The sequence below is a fragment of the Kineococcus terrestris genome, assembly GCF_041020755.1.
In the GTDB taxonomy this organism is placed as follows: domain Bacteria; phylum Actinomycetota; class Actinomycetes; order Actinomycetales; family Kineococcaceae; genus Kineococcus; species Kineococcus terrestris.
On sequence record NZ_JBEUEI010000040.1, the window covers coordinates 1 to 14,808 of the forward strand.

At 76.7% G+C, this 14,808-nt stretch carries 13 protein-coding genes and 1 tRNA gene; 2 read left to right on the top strand and 12 right to left on the bottom strand.

What is annotated here, in order from left to right; all coding sequences use genetic code 11:
* Positions 1 to 180 precede the first annotated feature (180 nt).
* From AB8M62_RS17845 to AB8M62_RS17855, 3 genes are all read right to left on the bottom strand, one after another.
* Positions 181 to 254, bottom strand: a tRNA-Thr gene (locus AB8M62_RS17845).
* Positions 255 to 328: 74 nt separating this feature from the next.
* Positions 329 to 1,876 carry an alpha/beta hydrolase gene (locus tag AB8M62_RS17850; protein WP_369070434.1) on the bottom strand — a complete coding sequence of 516 codons (1,548 nt, stop codon included), beginning with the start codon at positions 1,874 to 1,876 and terminating at the stop codon, positions 329 to 331.
* 66 nt (positions 1,877 to 1,942) lie between these two features.
* Entirely contained in the window at positions 1,943 to 2,902 is a 960-nt protein-coding gene (locus AB8M62_RS17855) for an oxygenase MpaB family protein (protein ID WP_369070435.1), read from the bottom strand.
* A gap of 151 nt (positions 2,903 to 3,053) precedes the next feature.
* On the opposite strand from AB8M62_RS17855, the gene AB8M62_RS17860 reads away from it, so the two are divergent.
* Positions 3,054 to 4,559 (top strand): potassium/proton antiporter, encoded by a 1,506-nt coding sequence (locus AB8M62_RS17860; RefSeq protein ID WP_369056119.1) that lies wholly within the window; start codon positions 3,054 to 3,056, stop codon positions 4,557 to 4,559.
* A 6-nt stretch (positions 4,560 to 4,565) separates the two neighbouring features.
* Here the strand turns inward: AB8M62_RS17860 and mnhG are convergent, their stop codons facing one another.
* From mnhG to AB8M62_RS17890, 6 genes are read right to left on the bottom strand one after another with little or no spacing between them, the layout of a single operon-like run.
* Positions 4,566 to 4,952 carry a monovalent cation/H(+) antiporter subunit G gene (gene mnhG / locus AB8M62_RS17865; protein WP_373694992.1) on the bottom strand — a complete coding sequence of 129 codons (387 nt, stop codon included), beginning with the start codon at positions 4,950 to 4,952 and terminating at the stop codon, positions 4,566 to 4,568.
* Positions 4,949 to 5,248, bottom strand: coding sequence for an MrpF/PhaF family protein (locus AB8M62_RS17870; protein ID WP_369056118.1), 300 nt, complete (start codon positions 5,246 to 5,248; stop codon positions 4,949 to 4,951). Before AB8M62_RS17870 ends, mnhG begins: the two co-directional genes overlap by 4 nt.
* Positions 5,245 to 5,904, bottom strand: coding sequence for a Na+/H+ antiporter subunit E (locus tag AB8M62_RS17875; protein ID WP_369056117.1), 660 nt, complete (start codon positions 5,902 to 5,904; stop codon positions 5,245 to 5,247). The genes AB8M62_RS17870 and AB8M62_RS17875 overlap by 4 nt, the downstream gene beginning before the upstream one ends.
* On the bottom strand, positions 5,901 to 7,505 hold the full coding sequence (locus AB8M62_RS17880; RefSeq protein WP_369056116.1) for a Na+/H+ antiporter subunit D: 1,605 nt from the start codon (positions 7,503 to 7,505) through the stop codon (positions 5,901 to 5,903). Before AB8M62_RS17880 ends, AB8M62_RS17875 begins: the two co-directional genes overlap by 4 nt.
* 8 nt (positions 7,506 to 7,513) lie before the next feature.
* Positions 7,514 to 8,044 carry a Na(+)/H(+) antiporter subunit C gene (locus tag AB8M62_RS17885; RefSeq protein WP_369056115.1) on the bottom strand — a complete coding sequence of 177 codons (531 nt, stop codon included), beginning with the start codon at positions 8,042 to 8,044 and terminating at the stop codon, positions 7,514 to 7,516.
* The gene (locus AB8M62_RS17890) at positions 8,041 to 10,980 is read right to left on the bottom strand and encodes a Na+/H+ antiporter subunit A (protein WP_369056114.1); all 2,940 of its coding nucleotides are present in this window, start codon (positions 10,978 to 10,980) and stop codon (positions 8,041 to 8,043) included. The genes AB8M62_RS17885 and AB8M62_RS17890 overlap by 4 nt, the downstream gene beginning before the upstream one ends.
* Before the next feature lie 94 nt (positions 10,981 to 11,074).
* Here AB8M62_RS17890 and AB8M62_RS17895 point away from each other — a divergent pair, with 94 nt between their 5' ends.
* Positions 11,075 to 11,455, top strand: coding sequence for a helix-turn-helix domain-containing protein (locus AB8M62_RS17895; protein WP_369056113.1), 381 nt, complete (start codon positions 11,075 to 11,077; stop codon positions 11,453 to 11,455).
* Between the two features lie 23 nt (positions 11,456 to 11,478).
* On the opposite strand, the gene efeB is transcribed toward AB8M62_RS17895, so the two are convergent.
* The 3 genes from efeB to efeU form a co-directional block, all read right to left on the bottom strand.
* Positions 11,479 to 12,711: an iron uptake transporter deferrochelatase/peroxidase subunit gene (gene efeB, locus AB8M62_RS17900; protein WP_369056112.1), complete on the bottom strand. Its 1,233-nt coding sequence runs from the start codon at positions 12,709 to 12,711 to the stop codon at positions 11,479 to 11,481.
* Positions 12,712 to 12,716: 5 nt separating this feature from the next.
* Positions 12,717 to 13,862, bottom strand: coding sequence for an iron uptake system protein EfeO (gene efeO / locus AB8M62_RS17905; protein ID WP_369056111.1), 1,146 nt, complete (start codon positions 13,860 to 13,862; stop codon positions 12,717 to 12,719).
* A 67-nt stretch (positions 13,863 to 13,929) separates the two neighbouring features.
* On the bottom strand, positions 13,930 to 14,772 hold the full coding sequence (efeU, locus tag AB8M62_RS17910) for an iron uptake transporter permease EfeU (protein WP_369056110.1): 843 nt from the start codon (positions 14,770 to 14,772) through the stop codon (positions 13,930 to 13,932).
* Positions 14,773 to 14,808: the final 36 nt, after the last annotated feature.

Sequence of the window (14,808 nt, forward strand, 5' to 3'; positions counted from 1 at the left end):
GGGGGGGGGGGGGCGGCCGCGGGGGGGGGGGGCGGGGGGGGGGGGGGGGGGTGGGGGCGGGGGGCCCCCCCCCCCCACCCCCCTCGCGCACAGTTCGCCGAAGCAACGTGCTCCGAGCGGCGACCCCCCTGCGAGAGACGCGACGAGGCCCGCCCCCGGCGGGGGGCGGGCCTCGGTGGGAGCCGCCTCGGGGAATCGAACCCCGGACCTACGCATTACGAGTGCGTCGCTCTGGCCGACTGAGCTAAGGCGGCACGTGCCCTCGCGGGCACGCGGACGACTCTACAGGACACCCGCGGTGACCCTCACCCCGCGCACGGCGGCCCGCTCAGCAGCGCGTGCCGTCCTCGGGCACCTGCCCGCCGACGAGGTAGGCGTCCACGGCCTCGTCGACGCAGGCGGAGGCGCCCATCCGGTAGGCGGTGTGCCCGTCGCCGTCGAAGCTGAGCAGGACACCGCTGGACAGCTGCTCCGCCAGGCCCTCCGCCCACGCGTACGGGGTGGCCGGGTCGCGGGTGGTGCCCACGACGACGATCGGGTCCGCGCCCTCCGCGGTCACCGGCGCGGGCGCGGACACCGCCGGGAACGGCCACTGCGCGCACGGCAGGGAGCTCCACGCCAGGAACGGGCCGAACGTGAGGGCCCGGTCGGCGAGGTCGTCCGCGGCGGCGGCCACGTCCGCCACGCCCTCGACCTGGCCGCGGTCCAGGCAGTTGACGGCGTAGATCGCCGTGATGAGGTTGTCGGTGTACTCGCCGTCCTCGCCGCGGCGGGAGTAGGCGTCGGCGAAGGCCAGCAGCGGGGCGCCGTCGCCGCGGAAGGCCGCCGTCAAGGCGTCGGACAGGTCCGGCCACTGGGACTGCAGGTACAGCGGCTGCGCGAGGCCGTAGTAGCCCAGGCCCTGGGTCAGCTCCCGGTCGGTGCCCGTGCCCAGGGGCGCGGCGTCCAGGGAGTCCAGCAGCGCGCGCACCTGCGCGACGCCGTCGTCGACGCTGCCGCGCAGCGGGCACCCGGAGGCGGACAGGCAGTCCTCGACGTAGGCGCGCAGCGCCGTCTCGAAGCCCTGCGCCTGCCCGAGGTCGACGTCCTCGCCGCCCAGGGAGGGGTCGATGGCGCCGTCGAGGACGAAGCGGCCCACGCGGCCGGGGAAGCGCTCGGCGTAGGCGGCGCCGATGGACGTGCCGTACGACTTGCCGAGGTAGCTGAGCTTGTCGTCGCCGAGGGCGGCGCGCAGGACGTCCAGGTCGCGGGCGACGCTGCCGGTGTCGACGTGCGGGGCCAGCGGGTCGTCCGCGCACGCCTCGCCGAGGCCGCGGGACAGCTCCTCCCAGCGCTCGACCTCTGCCGGGTCGTCGGGGGTGGCGTCGGCGGCCAGGAACTCGTCGAGCTGGGCCGGCTCCACGCAGCGCAGCGGCTCGGACTGCCCGACGCCGCGCGGGTCGAACCCGACGACGTCGAAGTGCGCCCGCACGGCGTCGCTGACGACGCCCTGCGCGAGGCGGGCGTACTCGACGCCGGATCCGCCGGGCCCGCCGGGGTTGAGGACGAGGGAGCCGAGGCGGTCCTCGCCGGAGGCGCCGGCCGGCAGCCGGACCAGGGCCAGGCTGGTGGTGCCGGCGGCGGGGTCGTCGTGGTCCAGGGGCACGCTCAGGCGCGAGCACTCGAACCCGCCCTGGCAGTCGGTCCACGTCAGCCGCTGCTCGTAGAAGGGGGCCAGCGCGGGGTCGTCGGCCGGTTCGCCGGCCACGGCGGTGGCCGTCGCGACGGGCACGGGGTCGGGGCCGTCGTCGAAGGCGGAGCAGCCGGTGAGCAGCAGGGCCGCGGCGAGCCCCGCCGCGAGCGGGAGGGCCGGGCGGGGCGGGCGGGTCGTGCGCATGGTGCCCTCCACGCTACGTGCCGCACCGCCGTCCGCGGCTGTGACGACGGCCACGGGGACGGCGGCTCAGGACCGGTCGCCGAGCCAGTCCGGGCGCGGGCCCAGCCCGAGGCGGTGGCGGGCGGCCTCCTCCGAGGGGCTGCGCGGGCCCAGCAGCGCGCGGGTGGCGCGCAGCTGGGCGCGGGTGGCGGCCAGCCGGGCGCGGGCCCGCGGCGACGACGTGCGCCCGGGCACCTGCGCCCACGGCGCCACGACCGGGGAGACCAGGTGCGCGGCCGCGCCCGCCAGCCCCGTGTAGAAGACCGCCTCGGCGCGCCCGAGGCCGGGCGGGGCGCCGAGGAAGCGGCGCAGGTCCTCCGGCACGGGCGCCAGCCGGTCGCGGTGCGCGGCCAGCGCCTCGGCCAGCCCGGCGCGCGAGTCCGGCAGGTCGCGCGCGCCGAGGGCGCGGGCGCTGCGGGCCCAGTCGGCGACGTAGCGGTCCGGCCAGCCGCGGCCGTGGCGGCGGGTCAGGTCGCGCCCGACCGCCAGCTGGGCGGCGAGGAAGGCGTCGGTGAAGGCCAGGTGCACCCAGCGCAGCAGGTCCGGGTCGGAGGCGGAGTACGGCTGCCCGCCGGGTCCGGTGCCGCGCACCCGCCGGTGCATCCCCCGCACCCGCGCGGCCTCCCGCTCGGCCAGCTCGGCGGAGCCGAAGGTGCTGACGACCAGCCAGCGCGCCGTGCCGGCCAGCCGCGCCCACGGGTCGCGCTGGTAGTCGGAGTGGGCCTGCACGCCCGCCAGGGCCAGCGGGTGCGCGCCCTGCCCGACGAGGGCGGCGACCCCGCCGACGAGGGTCGCCAGGTCGCCGTGGACGCGCCAGACCACCCCGCCCGGCTCGAACCAGCCCTCGCCGGTGCCGACCAGCGCGATGTCGCGCACCCAGGAGGGCGCGCCGGACGGGTCGCCGGAGACGCGGCTGCGGAAGGTGGCGCGCACGCGCGCGGGCAGGCCCGCTCCCCGTGGCGCGGCGGCGGGCGTCGCGGACGTCACCGCCCCAGCGTCACCGGCGCCCGGCCGGTCCGCGACCCGGTGCGGGCGCCGTCCGCCCGCGCCTGGGACACTGGCGCCTCGGGCGGAGAGGGGTGGGACGGCTGACCAGCGTGCTGCGGACGGGACCGGACGCGGCGGCGGGGGTGCGGTCGTGACCATCGGCGAGCTCAACTGGACGGTGCTGGGCACCGCGGCGCTCGTGCTCGTGGCCGTCGCCGCGGTCCGCCTGTCCACCCGCGCGGGCCTGCCGACGCTGCTGCTGTACCTGGGCCTGGGCCTGCTCATCGGCGAGGCCGGGCTGGGCCTGGACTTCGACGACGCGGCCGTCACGCAGGCCGCGGGCCTGTTCCTGCTGGCGGTGATCCTCGCCGAGGGCGGTCTGACGACCCGCTGGGAGACGGTGCGGCCCGTGCTGGGGCTGGCGACGGTCCTGGCCACGGGCGGGGTGGTGGTCAGCGTCGCGGTGACGGCCGCCGTCGCGCACCTGGCGCTGGGCGTGGATCTGCGCACGGCCGTGCTGCTGGGGGCGGTGGTGTCCTCCACCGACGCCGCCGCGGTGTTCTCCGTCCTGCGCCGGCTGCCGGTGCGGGCCCGCACGCGCGCCGCGCTGGAGGCGGAGTCCGGGCTCAACGACCCGCTGGTCGTCATCCTCGTCACCGTCGTCGTCTCCCCCAGCTGGGAGGAGGCCGAGCCGCTGCTGCTGGCCGGGCAGGTCCTCTACCAGCTCGTGGTGGGGGCGGCGCTGGGGCTGGTGGTGGCGCGCGCCGGCGGCTGGGTGCTGCGCCGCAGCGCCCTGCCGTCGGCGGGCCTGTACCCGATCGCGACGCTGGCGATCGCCCTGCTGGCGTTCGCGGTGGCCGGGGTCGCGGGGGCGTCCTCGTTCCTGGCCGTCTACGTGGCCGGGCTGTGGCTGGGCAACGCGGAGCTGCCGCACCGCACGGCGACGATCGGCTTCACCGAGGCGCTGGCCTGGCTGGCGCAGATCTCGCTGTTCGTGCTGCTGGGGCTGCTGGCCAGCCCGTCGCGGCTGCCGGAGGCCCTCGTGCCGGCCCTCGTCGTGGGCGGCGGGCTGCTGCTGGTGGCGCGGCCGCTGTCGGTGCTGGTGTCGGCGACGCCGTTCCGGGTGCCGTGGCGCGAGCAGGTCTTCGTCTCGTGGGCGGGCCTGCGCGGGGCGGTGCCCATCGTGCTGACGACGATCCCGCTCAGCGTCGGCCTGGAGGCGGCCACGCAGGTCTTCGACGTCGTGTTCCTGCTGGTCGTGGTGTTCACGCTGCTGCAGGCGCCGACGCTGCCGTGGCTGGCGCGACGGCTGGGCGTCGTGGAGGACGCCGCGCCCAGCGACGTCGACGTCGACTCCGCGCCCCTGGAGGGGCTGGGCGCGGACCTGGTGCAGTTCCGGGTGCCGCGCGGCTCGCGGCTGAACGGCGTGACGGTGCAGGAGCTGCGCCTGCCCGGCGACACCGTCGTCTCGCTCGTGGTGCGCGAGGGCCGCAGCGTCGTTCCGGGACCGGCCACGCCGCTGCGCACGGGCGACGACCTGCTGCTGGTGGTGCGCGAGGCGGACCGCGACGCGGTGACGCGCCGGCTGCGGGCGGTCAGCCGCGGTGGCCGGCTGGCCGGCTGGCGCCGCCCGGACGACGAGCCGGCGGCACCCTGAGCGGGTTCAGGCGCCGGTGGCCCGGTCGCCGGCCCGCCGGCGCTCCTCGTCCTCCAGGCGCCGGGCCAGCTCGTCCTCCTCGAGCCGGGAGGGGTCGACCTGGCCGGTGCGGTAGGCGGCCCGCCCGACCATGTGCGCGGCCACGGGCACGGTGATGAGCTGGAACGCGCCGATGGCGACGAGGGTGGCCACGTCCGTCTCGGTGCGCAGCCGCAGGCCGACGCCGAGCAGGGCCAGCAGCACGCCGAGGACCTGCGGCTTGGCGGTCACGTGCATGCGGGCCAGCACGTCGGACAGGCGCAGCAGGCCGATCGCGGCGACGAGCGTGAGCGCGGCCCCCAGCAGCAGGCAGACGGCGGAGACGACGTCGAGGGCGGTGTCCAGCGCGCTCACGGGCGCTCGCCCCCGGACTGCTCCTCGGCCGGGTCCTCGAGACCGTCCCGCGCGGCGTAGCGGGCGACGCTGACGGCGCCGACGAACCCGACGAGGGCCAGGACGACGATGACCGGCAGCGTGGAGGCGTGCCGGTTGACCGCCGCCTCCACGGCCAGGGCGATGACGACGACGGACACGACGACGTCGAGGGCGATGACCCGGTCGAGCATCGTCGGGCCGACGGCGGCGCGCACCAGGGCGAGGGCGGCGGCCGCGGCGAGCATCACCACGCACGCGGCGAGGACAGCGGTCACGGGGTCGTCTCCACGGGGTCGGGGGCCTGGCAGCGCCGGTCGGTGCCGTCGGCGCGGCAGCGCTCCTCGTAGGCGGCGACGGCGGCGGGCGCCGCGAAGGTGCGCACGACGGCCCGCTCGGCGAGCGCCACCCGCCGCCGGGCGCGCTCGCGCTCGGCGGCCGTGCCCGCGCCGAGCGCGTGCACGTACATCCAGCCGTGCTCCCAGCCGCGCTCCGTCGTGGTCGGGGGGACGACCTCGACGATGACGCTGCCCGGCACCAGCGACGTCACCTGCGCGGTCATGGCGGTGAACAGGTCGGAGTCGCTGTGCAGGGGCACGCCGACGACGGAGTTCTGCGGCTGGCTCCCGGGCCGCAGCGCCAGCCACGCCACCTGGCCGCTGGCGCGCACGAGGTCCAGCACGAACCGGGCGGCGAAGGCGACCAGGCGCAGCGGGCGCAGCCGCACGCCCAGCTCGACGGGCGGCAGCGGCAGCACGACGGTCACGAGCAGGGCCAGCAGCAGGCCCGAGAGCACGTTGGCGATCGACACGTCGCCCCACAGCAGCAGCCACAGGACGACGAGCCCGGCGAGCACCACGGGGTGGACGCGCTCGCGCAGCGGCCCGCCGGGGCGCAGCCGGGCGCGGGAGCGGACGTCCTCGGGCAGCTTCACCGCGGCACCTCCGGGACGCGCTCGTGCAGGACGGTGGAGGTGTAGGGGGTGCGCTCGAGCAGGTCGTCGGCGGCGCGGTCGCTGACGCCGAACAGCGGCCCGGCGACCACGGTGATCGCCGCGCCGACGGCGACGAGCGCGGCCGTGGGGGCGACCATCCCGCGGGGCACGCTGGTGCGCTCCTCGAGGGCGGTCCCGCCGGAACGGCCGGTGGCGCCCCCGGTGCCGGCGCGGTCGGCGGCACCCTCCGGGAGGTCCCCGGGGGCCGGGGGCTCCTGCCAGAAGGCGCGGTTCCACACCTTGGCGATGGCGTACAGGGTCAGCAGGCTGACGACGACGCCGCCGGCGACCAGGACGTGCGCCTCCCAGGTGCCGGCGTCGACACCGGCCTGCAGGAGGGCCAGCTTGCCGAGGAACCCGGAGAACGGCGGGATGCCGGCGAGGTTGAGGGCGGGCACGAAGAACAGCACGGCGAGCAGGGGCGCGCGCTTGGCCAGCGATCCGAGGTGGTCGAGGTTCGTGCTGCCGGAGTGCCGCTCCACGAGACCGGTCACGAGGAACAGCGTCGTCTGGACCGTGATGTGGTGCGCGACGTAGAAGACCGCCCCGGACAGCCCCGCGGCCGATCCCAGGGCCACGCCGAACACCATGTAGCCGATGTGGCTGACGAGGGTGAAGGACAGCAGGCGCTTGACGTCGCTCTGGGCGACGGCGCCGAGGATGCCGACGACCATCGTGGCCAGCGACACCCACAGCAGCAGCCGGTTCACCCCGCCGACGCCGGGGAACAGCAGCGTCTCGGTGCGGATGACCGCGTACACGCCGACCTTGGTGAGCAGGCCGGCGAACACGGCGGTGACGGGGGCCGGAGCGGTCGGGTAGCTGTCGGGCAGCCACGCCGACAGGGGGAACACGGCGGCCTTGATGCCGAACCCGACCAGCAGCAGCAGGTGCAGCACGAGCTGGACGTCGGGGTCCACCTGCGGCAGCCGCAGCGCCAGCTCGGCCATGTTCACCGTGCCGGTCGCCATGTAGACGAGGGCGATGGCGGTGAGGAACACCAGGGAGGACAGCAGGCTGACGACGACGTACGTCGTGCCGGCCCGCACCCGCGCCTTCGTCCCGCCGAGGGTGAGCAGGATGTAGCTGGCCGCCAGCAGGACCTCGAACCCGACGTAGAGGTTGAACAGGTCGCCCGACAGGAACGCGTTGGACACGCCGGCGGACAGCACGAGGTACGTCGGGTGGTAGATGGAGACGGGGGCGCCCTCCTCCCCGTCGGCGATGCCCTGGGCCAGGGAGTACAGCAGGACGGCGAGGGTCACGACCGAGCTGACCACGAGCATGAGCGTGGACAGCCGGTCGGCCACGAGCGGGATGCCCAGCAGGGGCGGCCAACCGCCGACGTCGACGGAGTAGGTGCCGCGACCGGAGTCGGTGAGCACCAGCAGGGTCACCGCGGCGGCCACCACCACCGACAGCACGGTGACGCTGATGGCCCGCTGGGCGTTGGGCCTGCGGGCCAGGGCCAGGGTCAGGCCGGCGCCGAACAGCGGCAGGACGACGGGCAGCGGCAGCAGCACCCGGGCGAGGGAGTCCATCGGGTCCATCAGCCGCCCACCGCCTCGGAGTCGTCGGGTCGCAGGGCGTCGGCCAGCGGCGGGGCGTCCGGGTCGCCGGCGCTCGCGGCCGACCGGCCGGCCCTGCCCGGGCCGGTGCGCTCCCCGGCGGTGGTGCCGTCGTCGCGGGACTCGTCGTCGTAGCTGGCGGAGGCCTGGTCGCGGTCCGCGCGGCGGACGATGCGGCGGTCCTCGACGTCGTCCTGCACCTCGTCGTGGCCGTTCAGCTGCCAGCTGCGGTACGACAGGGCGAGCACGAAGGCGACCATCCCGAGGGTGATGACGATGGCGGTGAGGACCATCGCCTGCGGCAGCGGGTCGCTCATCTCCCCGATCGGGGTGCGTCCCACGATCGGCGCGCCGCCGGGGGGGCCGCTGGCGACGAGGAACAGCACGTTGACGCCGTTGCTCAGCAGGGTGATGCCGACGAGCACGCGGGTCAGGGTGCGTTCCAGCAGCAGCGAGACGCCGGCGGCGACGAGGACGCCGGAGACGACGACGAGGGTGATGTTCGGGCTCACGGGCTGCCCACCTCCTGCTCGTGCCGGGCCCGGGCGTCCCGGGCCGCGGCGACCTCCTCGTCCTCGTCCAGGTCGTCCAGGTCGTCCGCGTCGTGGTCGGCGGCGTCCGGTTCGTCGGCGTCCTCGATCTGCCGGTCGATCTCGGCGCCCAGGCTGCGGATGACGTCGACGACGAGGCCGACGACGAGCATCCAGACGCCGACGTCGAAGAACAGCGAGGTGACGAGCTTGACGTGCCCGAGCAGGGGGACGTCCTGCTCGACGATCGCGGTCTGCAGCACGTCGACGCCCAGCAGGATGCCGAGCAGACCCGTGCCGGCGGACAAGAACAGGCCCGTGCCCAGCAGCCAGCCGGCGCTGATGGGCACGGCGGCGTTGAACTCGTACCGGCCGCCGGCCAGGTAGCGCACCACGAGGGCCAGGCCGGCGACGAGGCCGCCGGCGAAACCGCCGCCCGGGGAGTTGTGCCCGGCGAACACCAGGTAGATCGACAGCACGACGACGGCGTGGAACGTCAGCCGGGTGGCGACCTCGAAGACCACCGAGCGGCGCTCGGGGGCCACCGTGCTCTCGGCGGGCAGCCAGCGCGTGGACCGCGCCGGGCTGCGCTCTGGCACGGGTGCGCGCAGGACGGCGTCGCCGGCGCGGTCGACGGCGCCCGTCCGGCGGCGGAAGACCAGGCTGGCGACGCCGGTGGCGGCCACCAGCAGGACGGAGATCTCGCCCATGGTGTCCCAGGCGCGCGCGTCGACGAGGGTGACGTTGACGACGTTCGCGCCGCCGCCGTAGTCGTAGGCCCACTGCGGCAGGTCCACGGAGGTGGGGACGGCGACCCGCGCGCCGGAGGCGACGAGGGCGAACGCCGAGGTGGTCAGGCCGACGGCCACGCCGATGCCGACGCGGACCCACCGCACGGCCAGCAGCGGCCGGCTGGAGAAGTACGGCGGCAGGCGGCGCAGCGCGAGGACGAACACGACCAGGGTGATGGTCTCCACGAGCGCCTGCGTCAGGGCGAGGTCGGGGGCGCCGTGCAGGACGAACAGCACGGTGATGCCGTAACCGGTGACGCCGGCGAGGACGACGGCGCGCAGCCGGCGGCGGGCGCGCACGGCCAGGACGGCGGCCGCGACGACGACGGCGCCGACGAGGACCTGCCCGACGTCGTCCGCCCAGACGACGTCGGCGGGCCAGGGGCGCGTGAGCAGCAGCGCCCCGCCGGGCACGGCCACGACGACGAGCAGGATCGTGGCCAGGTACAGCGGCAGGGACCCTCGCTGGGTGGCGCCGGTGACCTCGACGGCGACGCGGTCGACCGCCCGCACGGCGCGCCGGTAGCCGCGGGCGGCGTCGACGTCCACGGCCAGGCGCGCCTGCAGGCGCGCGACCGGTCGGCGCAGCGCGAACATCCCGGCGGCGACGCCCAGGGTGAGCGCCGTCAGCAGCAGCACGACCGTGAACCCGTGCCACAGCGCCAGGTGCACGAGCTCGGCGTCGTCGTCGGTGGCCAGGCCGGCGTTCAGCTCGGCGACCTGCGCGGCGGGCACGTCCACCCACCCCGCCAGCGGCCCGAGCGCGACGCTGGCGGCGGCCAGCAGCAGCGGCGGGACGAGCAGCCCGGCGGACGGTGCGGCGGCGGCGGTGTCCGGCACGCCGGCCTTGCGCGCGAACGCGCCCCACACGAAGCGCGCCGAGTAGGCGGCGGTGAGCACCGACCCCGCGACGAGGACCGCCAGGACCCACGGCCGGTCGTGCAGGAACGCCTCGTAGGCGGCCTCCTTGGCGACGAACCCGAACGCGATCGGCACCCCGGCCATGGAGGCGGCGGAGACGGTGCCGACGACGGCCAGCACCGGCATCCGCCGGCCCAGGCCCGACAGCGTCCGCAGGTCCCGCGTGCCGGCCTGGTGGTCGATCGCGCCGACGACGAGGAACAGGCTCGCCTTGAACAGGGCGTGCGCGATCAGCTGGGCGGTCCCGGCGAGCATCGCCGCGCGGGTGCCGGCACCGACGAGGACGACCATGAACCCGAGCTGGCTGACCGTGCCGTGGGCCAGCAGCAGCTTCAGGTCGTGCTGGCGCAGCGAGCGGTAGCCGCCGTGCACCATCGTCGCCAGCCCCAGCGTCAGCACGACGGCCTGCCAGGCGGGCAGGTCGGCGGCCGCGGGCGCGAACCGGGCGACGAGGTACACGCCGGCCTTGACCATCGCGGCGGCGTGCAGGTAGGCGCTGACGGGTGTGGGCGCGGCCATCGCGGCGGGCAGCCAGAAGTGCAGCGGCACGAGCGCGGACTTGGACACGGCGCCGGCCAGGACGAGCACCACGGCCACGGAGGCGGCGGTGCCGGTGGGGAACGCGGCGAGCAGCTCGGAGACGCGGTAGGTGCCGGCGGCCTGCCCCAGCACGACGACGCCGACGAGCATCGCCAGACCGCCGGCCGTGGTGACGACGAGCGCCATCGTCGCGGCGCGGCGCGCGGACTTCTTCGCGGAGTCGTACCCGATGAGCAGGTACGAGAACACCGTGGTGAGTTCCCAGGCGGTGTAGAGGACGACGAGGTCGTCGGTGAGGACGAGGGCCGTCATGGCCCCGGCGAACGCCGTCAGCACGGCCGCGAACCGCGCCGTCCCGGGGTCGCGGGCGTGGAAGTAGCTGCCGCAGTAGACGAAGACGAGCGTCCCGACGCCGCCGACCACGAGGGTCAGCACCCAGGAGAGGGTGTCCGTCCGGAACGCCAGTTCCGCGCCGAGGGAGGGCACCCAGCGCACGACCTGCTCGGGGCCGCGGCCGGCCAGGACGGCGGGTCCCTGCAGCGCGGCCCACACGGCGGTGGCCAGCGGCACGAGGGCCAGGACGAGGAAACCCCGCCGGTCCAGCCACCGCACCAGGGGCACGGCGAGGAGCGCCGCGACAACGTGCGCGGTGAGCAGTGCGAGCACGGCTGTCCTCACGTCGAGGGCTGGTCGGTGCCTCCACCGTACTCGATAGTTTCGATTTGTTCGATTCGGCCGGACCGGGGGTACCGTGGCCACCGTGTCGTCGTCCGCAGCGGAGGTGACCGTCCGGCCGGGCCTGGACGGTCTGGCGGAGCTCGCGGAACTCCTCGCCGCCGGACCGGGACCGCTCACCCTGCGCGCCGGGCGCCGGTGCGCGGCGGTGCCTCCGGAACTGGCCGTGGCTCTGCGCGCCGCGGTGACCGCCCTGCAGCACGGCGAGGCGGTGACCATCACGCCGCACGACGCGCTGCTGACCACGCAGGAGGCCGCCGACGTGCTGGGCGTCAGCCGTCCCACGCTGGTGCGGCTGCTGGAGAGCGGGGCCCTGCCGTTCACGCAGCCCGGCCGGCACCGGCGGGTGCGCCTGGAGGACGTGCTCGCCTACGCCGCCGCGCACCGGCGCGGCGGGACGGGCTGAGGCACCCGGGCTCGGCGGGGCGGTCAGGCCAGCAGCCGCTGGCCCCACCAGCCGTCGGCGCCCACGCCCGGCGGCACCGCCCACACGCCCGAGCCGGTGTGCCGCAGGTACTCGTTGAGCGCGTCGTCGGCGGCCAGGGCCCGCTGCACGGGCACGAACGCCCGCCGCACGTCGCGCTGGTAGGCCAGGAAGAACAGCCCGGCGTCCAGGCGTCCCAGCGCGGTGGCGCCGTCGGTGTAGTTGAAGCCGCGCCGCAGCATCCGGGCACCGCCGTGCCGCGAGGGGTGCGCCAGGCGCACGTGGGAGGTGGCCGGCAGCGCGGCGGGGTCGACGTCCTCGTGCTCGCGGCGACCGCCGAGCGGGGCGCCCTCGCCCTTGGTGCGCCCGACGACCCGCTCCTGCTCGGCCAGGGAGCTGCGGTCCCACGTCTCCACGTGCATGGCGATGCGCCGGGCCACCAGGTACGTGCCGCCCGTCATCCACGCGTGCTCCGGCGCGGCGGCGTCCTGCGCGGCCACCCACACGTGCTCCGCCAGCGCCGCGGTGTCGCGCCCGGCCACGTTGGCGGTGCCGTCCTTGAAGCCGAAGAGGTTGCGCGGGGTGGGGGCCCGCGGGTCCACGGTCGCGGCCCGGCCGTAGCCGAGCTGCGCCCAGCGCACCGCCGCGCGCCCGGCCGCGAGGCGGCTGAGGGTGCGCACGGCGTGCACGGCCACCTGCGGGTCGTCGGCGCACGCCTGCACCGCGAGGTCCCCGCCGCAGCGGGCCGGGTCGAGGGCGTCGCCGGGGAACGGCGGCAGGTCCACCAGCGCCTCCGGGCGCCGCGGTGCCAGGCCGAAGCGGTCGTCGAAGAGGGAGGGCCCCACGCCCAGGGTGAGCGTCAGGCGCGCGGCGGGCAGCCCGAGCGCCTCGCCGGTGTCCTCCGGCGGGGCCAACGGGTCGCCGCCGACCGCTCCGCCCTCGCCCACGGGCAGCCCGGCGGTCAGCGAGCGCGCCGCGCGCGTCCAGTCCCGCAGCAGACCGGCCAGCTCCTCGCGGTCGGTGGCGAGCACGTCGAACGCCGCGAAGTGCAGGTGCGCCTGCACGTCGGTGGCCACCCCCGCCTGGTGCTCGCCCCCGAAGGGCACGACGTCCGCGCGCGCCGCCGCCCCGTCCCCGCCGGCACCGGCGAGCACGGCCGCACCGGCACCGCCGGCGCCCGCGGCGCCCAGCGCGGCGATCAGCCCGCGCCGGCTCAGCGCCCCCCGCCCGGCGGCCACGGCGCTCAGGCCCGCCCGGCGGCGGCGCCGAGCCGCGACAGCGGCTCGGACAGCGCGTCCACCGCCCGGGCCAGCTCCCGGCGCTGCTCCTCGCCGACGGTGTCGTAGGACACGAAGCCGCCGGCGGTGCGGTACGGCTCCAGGGCCGCGCGCACGTCGGCGAACTCGGCGTCCAGGGTGGTCACCAGCTCCGGGTCGTGCGCGGCGACCAGGGGCCGCAGCGCGTCCAGCGCGCGGGCGGCGCCGGTGACGTTGGCGTCGAAGTCGACGAGGTCGGTGTGGCTGAACGCCTCCTCCTCGCCGGTGATCTTCCCGGTGGCGACCTCGTCGAGCAGCTCCTTGGCGCCGTTGCCGATCGAGGTGGGCGTCAGCGCGGCGTTGGGCACGCGCTGGGCCAGCTCCCGCACGTCGAGGACGAGCTGGTCGGCCACCGGCACCAGCGGCGCGAGGTCCTCGCCCGTCCACAGCGCCTTCTCCAGCCGGTGCCAGCCGCTGAAGACCTCGCCCTCGGCCAGGTCGGCCTCGCGGGCGTCCATGCGCGGGTCCAGGTCGCCGAAGCTCTCGGCGACCGGCTCGATCGACTCCCACGGCACGCGCGAGGGCGCGTACAGGGCCCGGGCGCGCTCGGCGTCGCCGGCGGCGACCGCGTCGCGCAGCTGCTCCACCGGGGCGACCGAGAGGTCGGCCTGCTCCTGCACCCACGCGCGGTACGCGCGCACCGCCTCCTCGGCCGCGGGGTCCGCGGGGGCGGTCGTGCCGGTGACCCGGACGTCCTGGCGCACGCCGTCGCCGACCATGCCCGGCTTGCAGGCGACCTGGTAGGAGCCCTCGGTCAGGTCGACGGTCAGCTCGTAGCTCGTGCCGGGGCCGATGCTCTCCTTCTCCGTCACGATGCGGTCGCCGGGCGCGTACACGTACACCTCGGTGACGTCGCTGCCCTCGTTGGTGATGGCGAACGTGGTGATCCCGCTGGTCAGGTCGGTGCGGGAGACCTCGCAGGCGTCGTCGGCGGCGCGCACCGCGACGGCGCCGCCGTCCTCCCCCGCCGCGGCGACCGGCTCGGCGGGCACGTCGGTGCAGCCGGCCAGGGCCGCGAGGACGAGCAGGGGCAGGACGGCGGCGGGGCGGCGGGGGCGGGCGAGCGGGCGCACGGGGTCCTCCAGGGTGGGGCCGGGGTGGGGTGGTCGTCCGGGGTGCGGCGTCCGGGACGCCCGGGGGTCAGGGAGCGGCGGTGGCGCCCGAGGGCGCCGCGACCGGCGCGGGTCGCGGCGCGCGGCGCAGGTACAGGGCCAGCACGGGCACGACGTACGCGAGCCAGGCGGCGGCCTCCAGCCACGTGGTGGCCGGGGAGAAGTTGAGGACGCCCTTGAGCAGGACGCCGTACCAGCTGCTGGGGGGCACCTGCGCGCTGACGTCGAAGGCCAGCGACGTCAGGCCCGGCAGGACGCGGGCCTCCTGCAGGTCGTGCACGCCGTAGGCCAGCACCCCCGCGGCGACGACGACGAGCCCGGCGCCGGTGACGGCGAAGAAGCGCCGCAGGTCGATGCGGACGGCCCGGCGGTACAGCAGCCAGCCCAGCAGCACCGCGAGCGCCAGGCCCAGGACCGCGCCGGCCAGCGGCTCGGCGGTGCGCCCGGTGGCCCGCACGGCGGCGGTGACGAAGACGCTGGTCTCCAGGCCCTCGCGGCCCACGGCCAGCGCGGCGGTGAGGGCCACGGCGGGGGCGCCCAGCTGCACCGCCGAGCGCATCCGCTCGGTCAGGTCCCCGGCCAGGGAGCGCCCGGCCCGCTTCATCCAGAAGACCATCCACGTCACGAAGGCGACCGCGACGATCGACAGGGTGCCGCCGAGCAGCTCCTGCGCCGTGAAGGTCAGCTGCTTGGCGGCCAGCGCCAGGCCGAGGCCGACCGCCGCGCACGTCGCCACGGCGGCGCCCACCCCCGCCCACAGCGCGGGCAGGCGGTCGCGCCGGCCGGCCTTGACGAGGAACGCGACGAGGACGGAGACGACGACCGTGGCCTCCAGGCCCTCGCGCAGGCCGATCAGCAGGTTGGCGAGCACTCTCAGCTCCTCACGGGTGCCGGTGTCCTGGCGCCC

What these genes read in the sequence shown, in the direction of transcription:
- AB8M62_RS17850 (WP_369070434.1), bottom strand. Translation starts at nt 1,876, where the DNA reads ATGCGCACGACCCGCCCGCCCCGCCCGGCCCTCCCGCTCGCGGCGGGG.
- AB8M62_RS17880 (WP_369056116.1), bottom strand. Translation starts at nt 7,505, where the DNA reads ATGGACTCCCTCGCCCGGGTGCTGCTGCCGCTGCCCGTCGTCCTGCCG.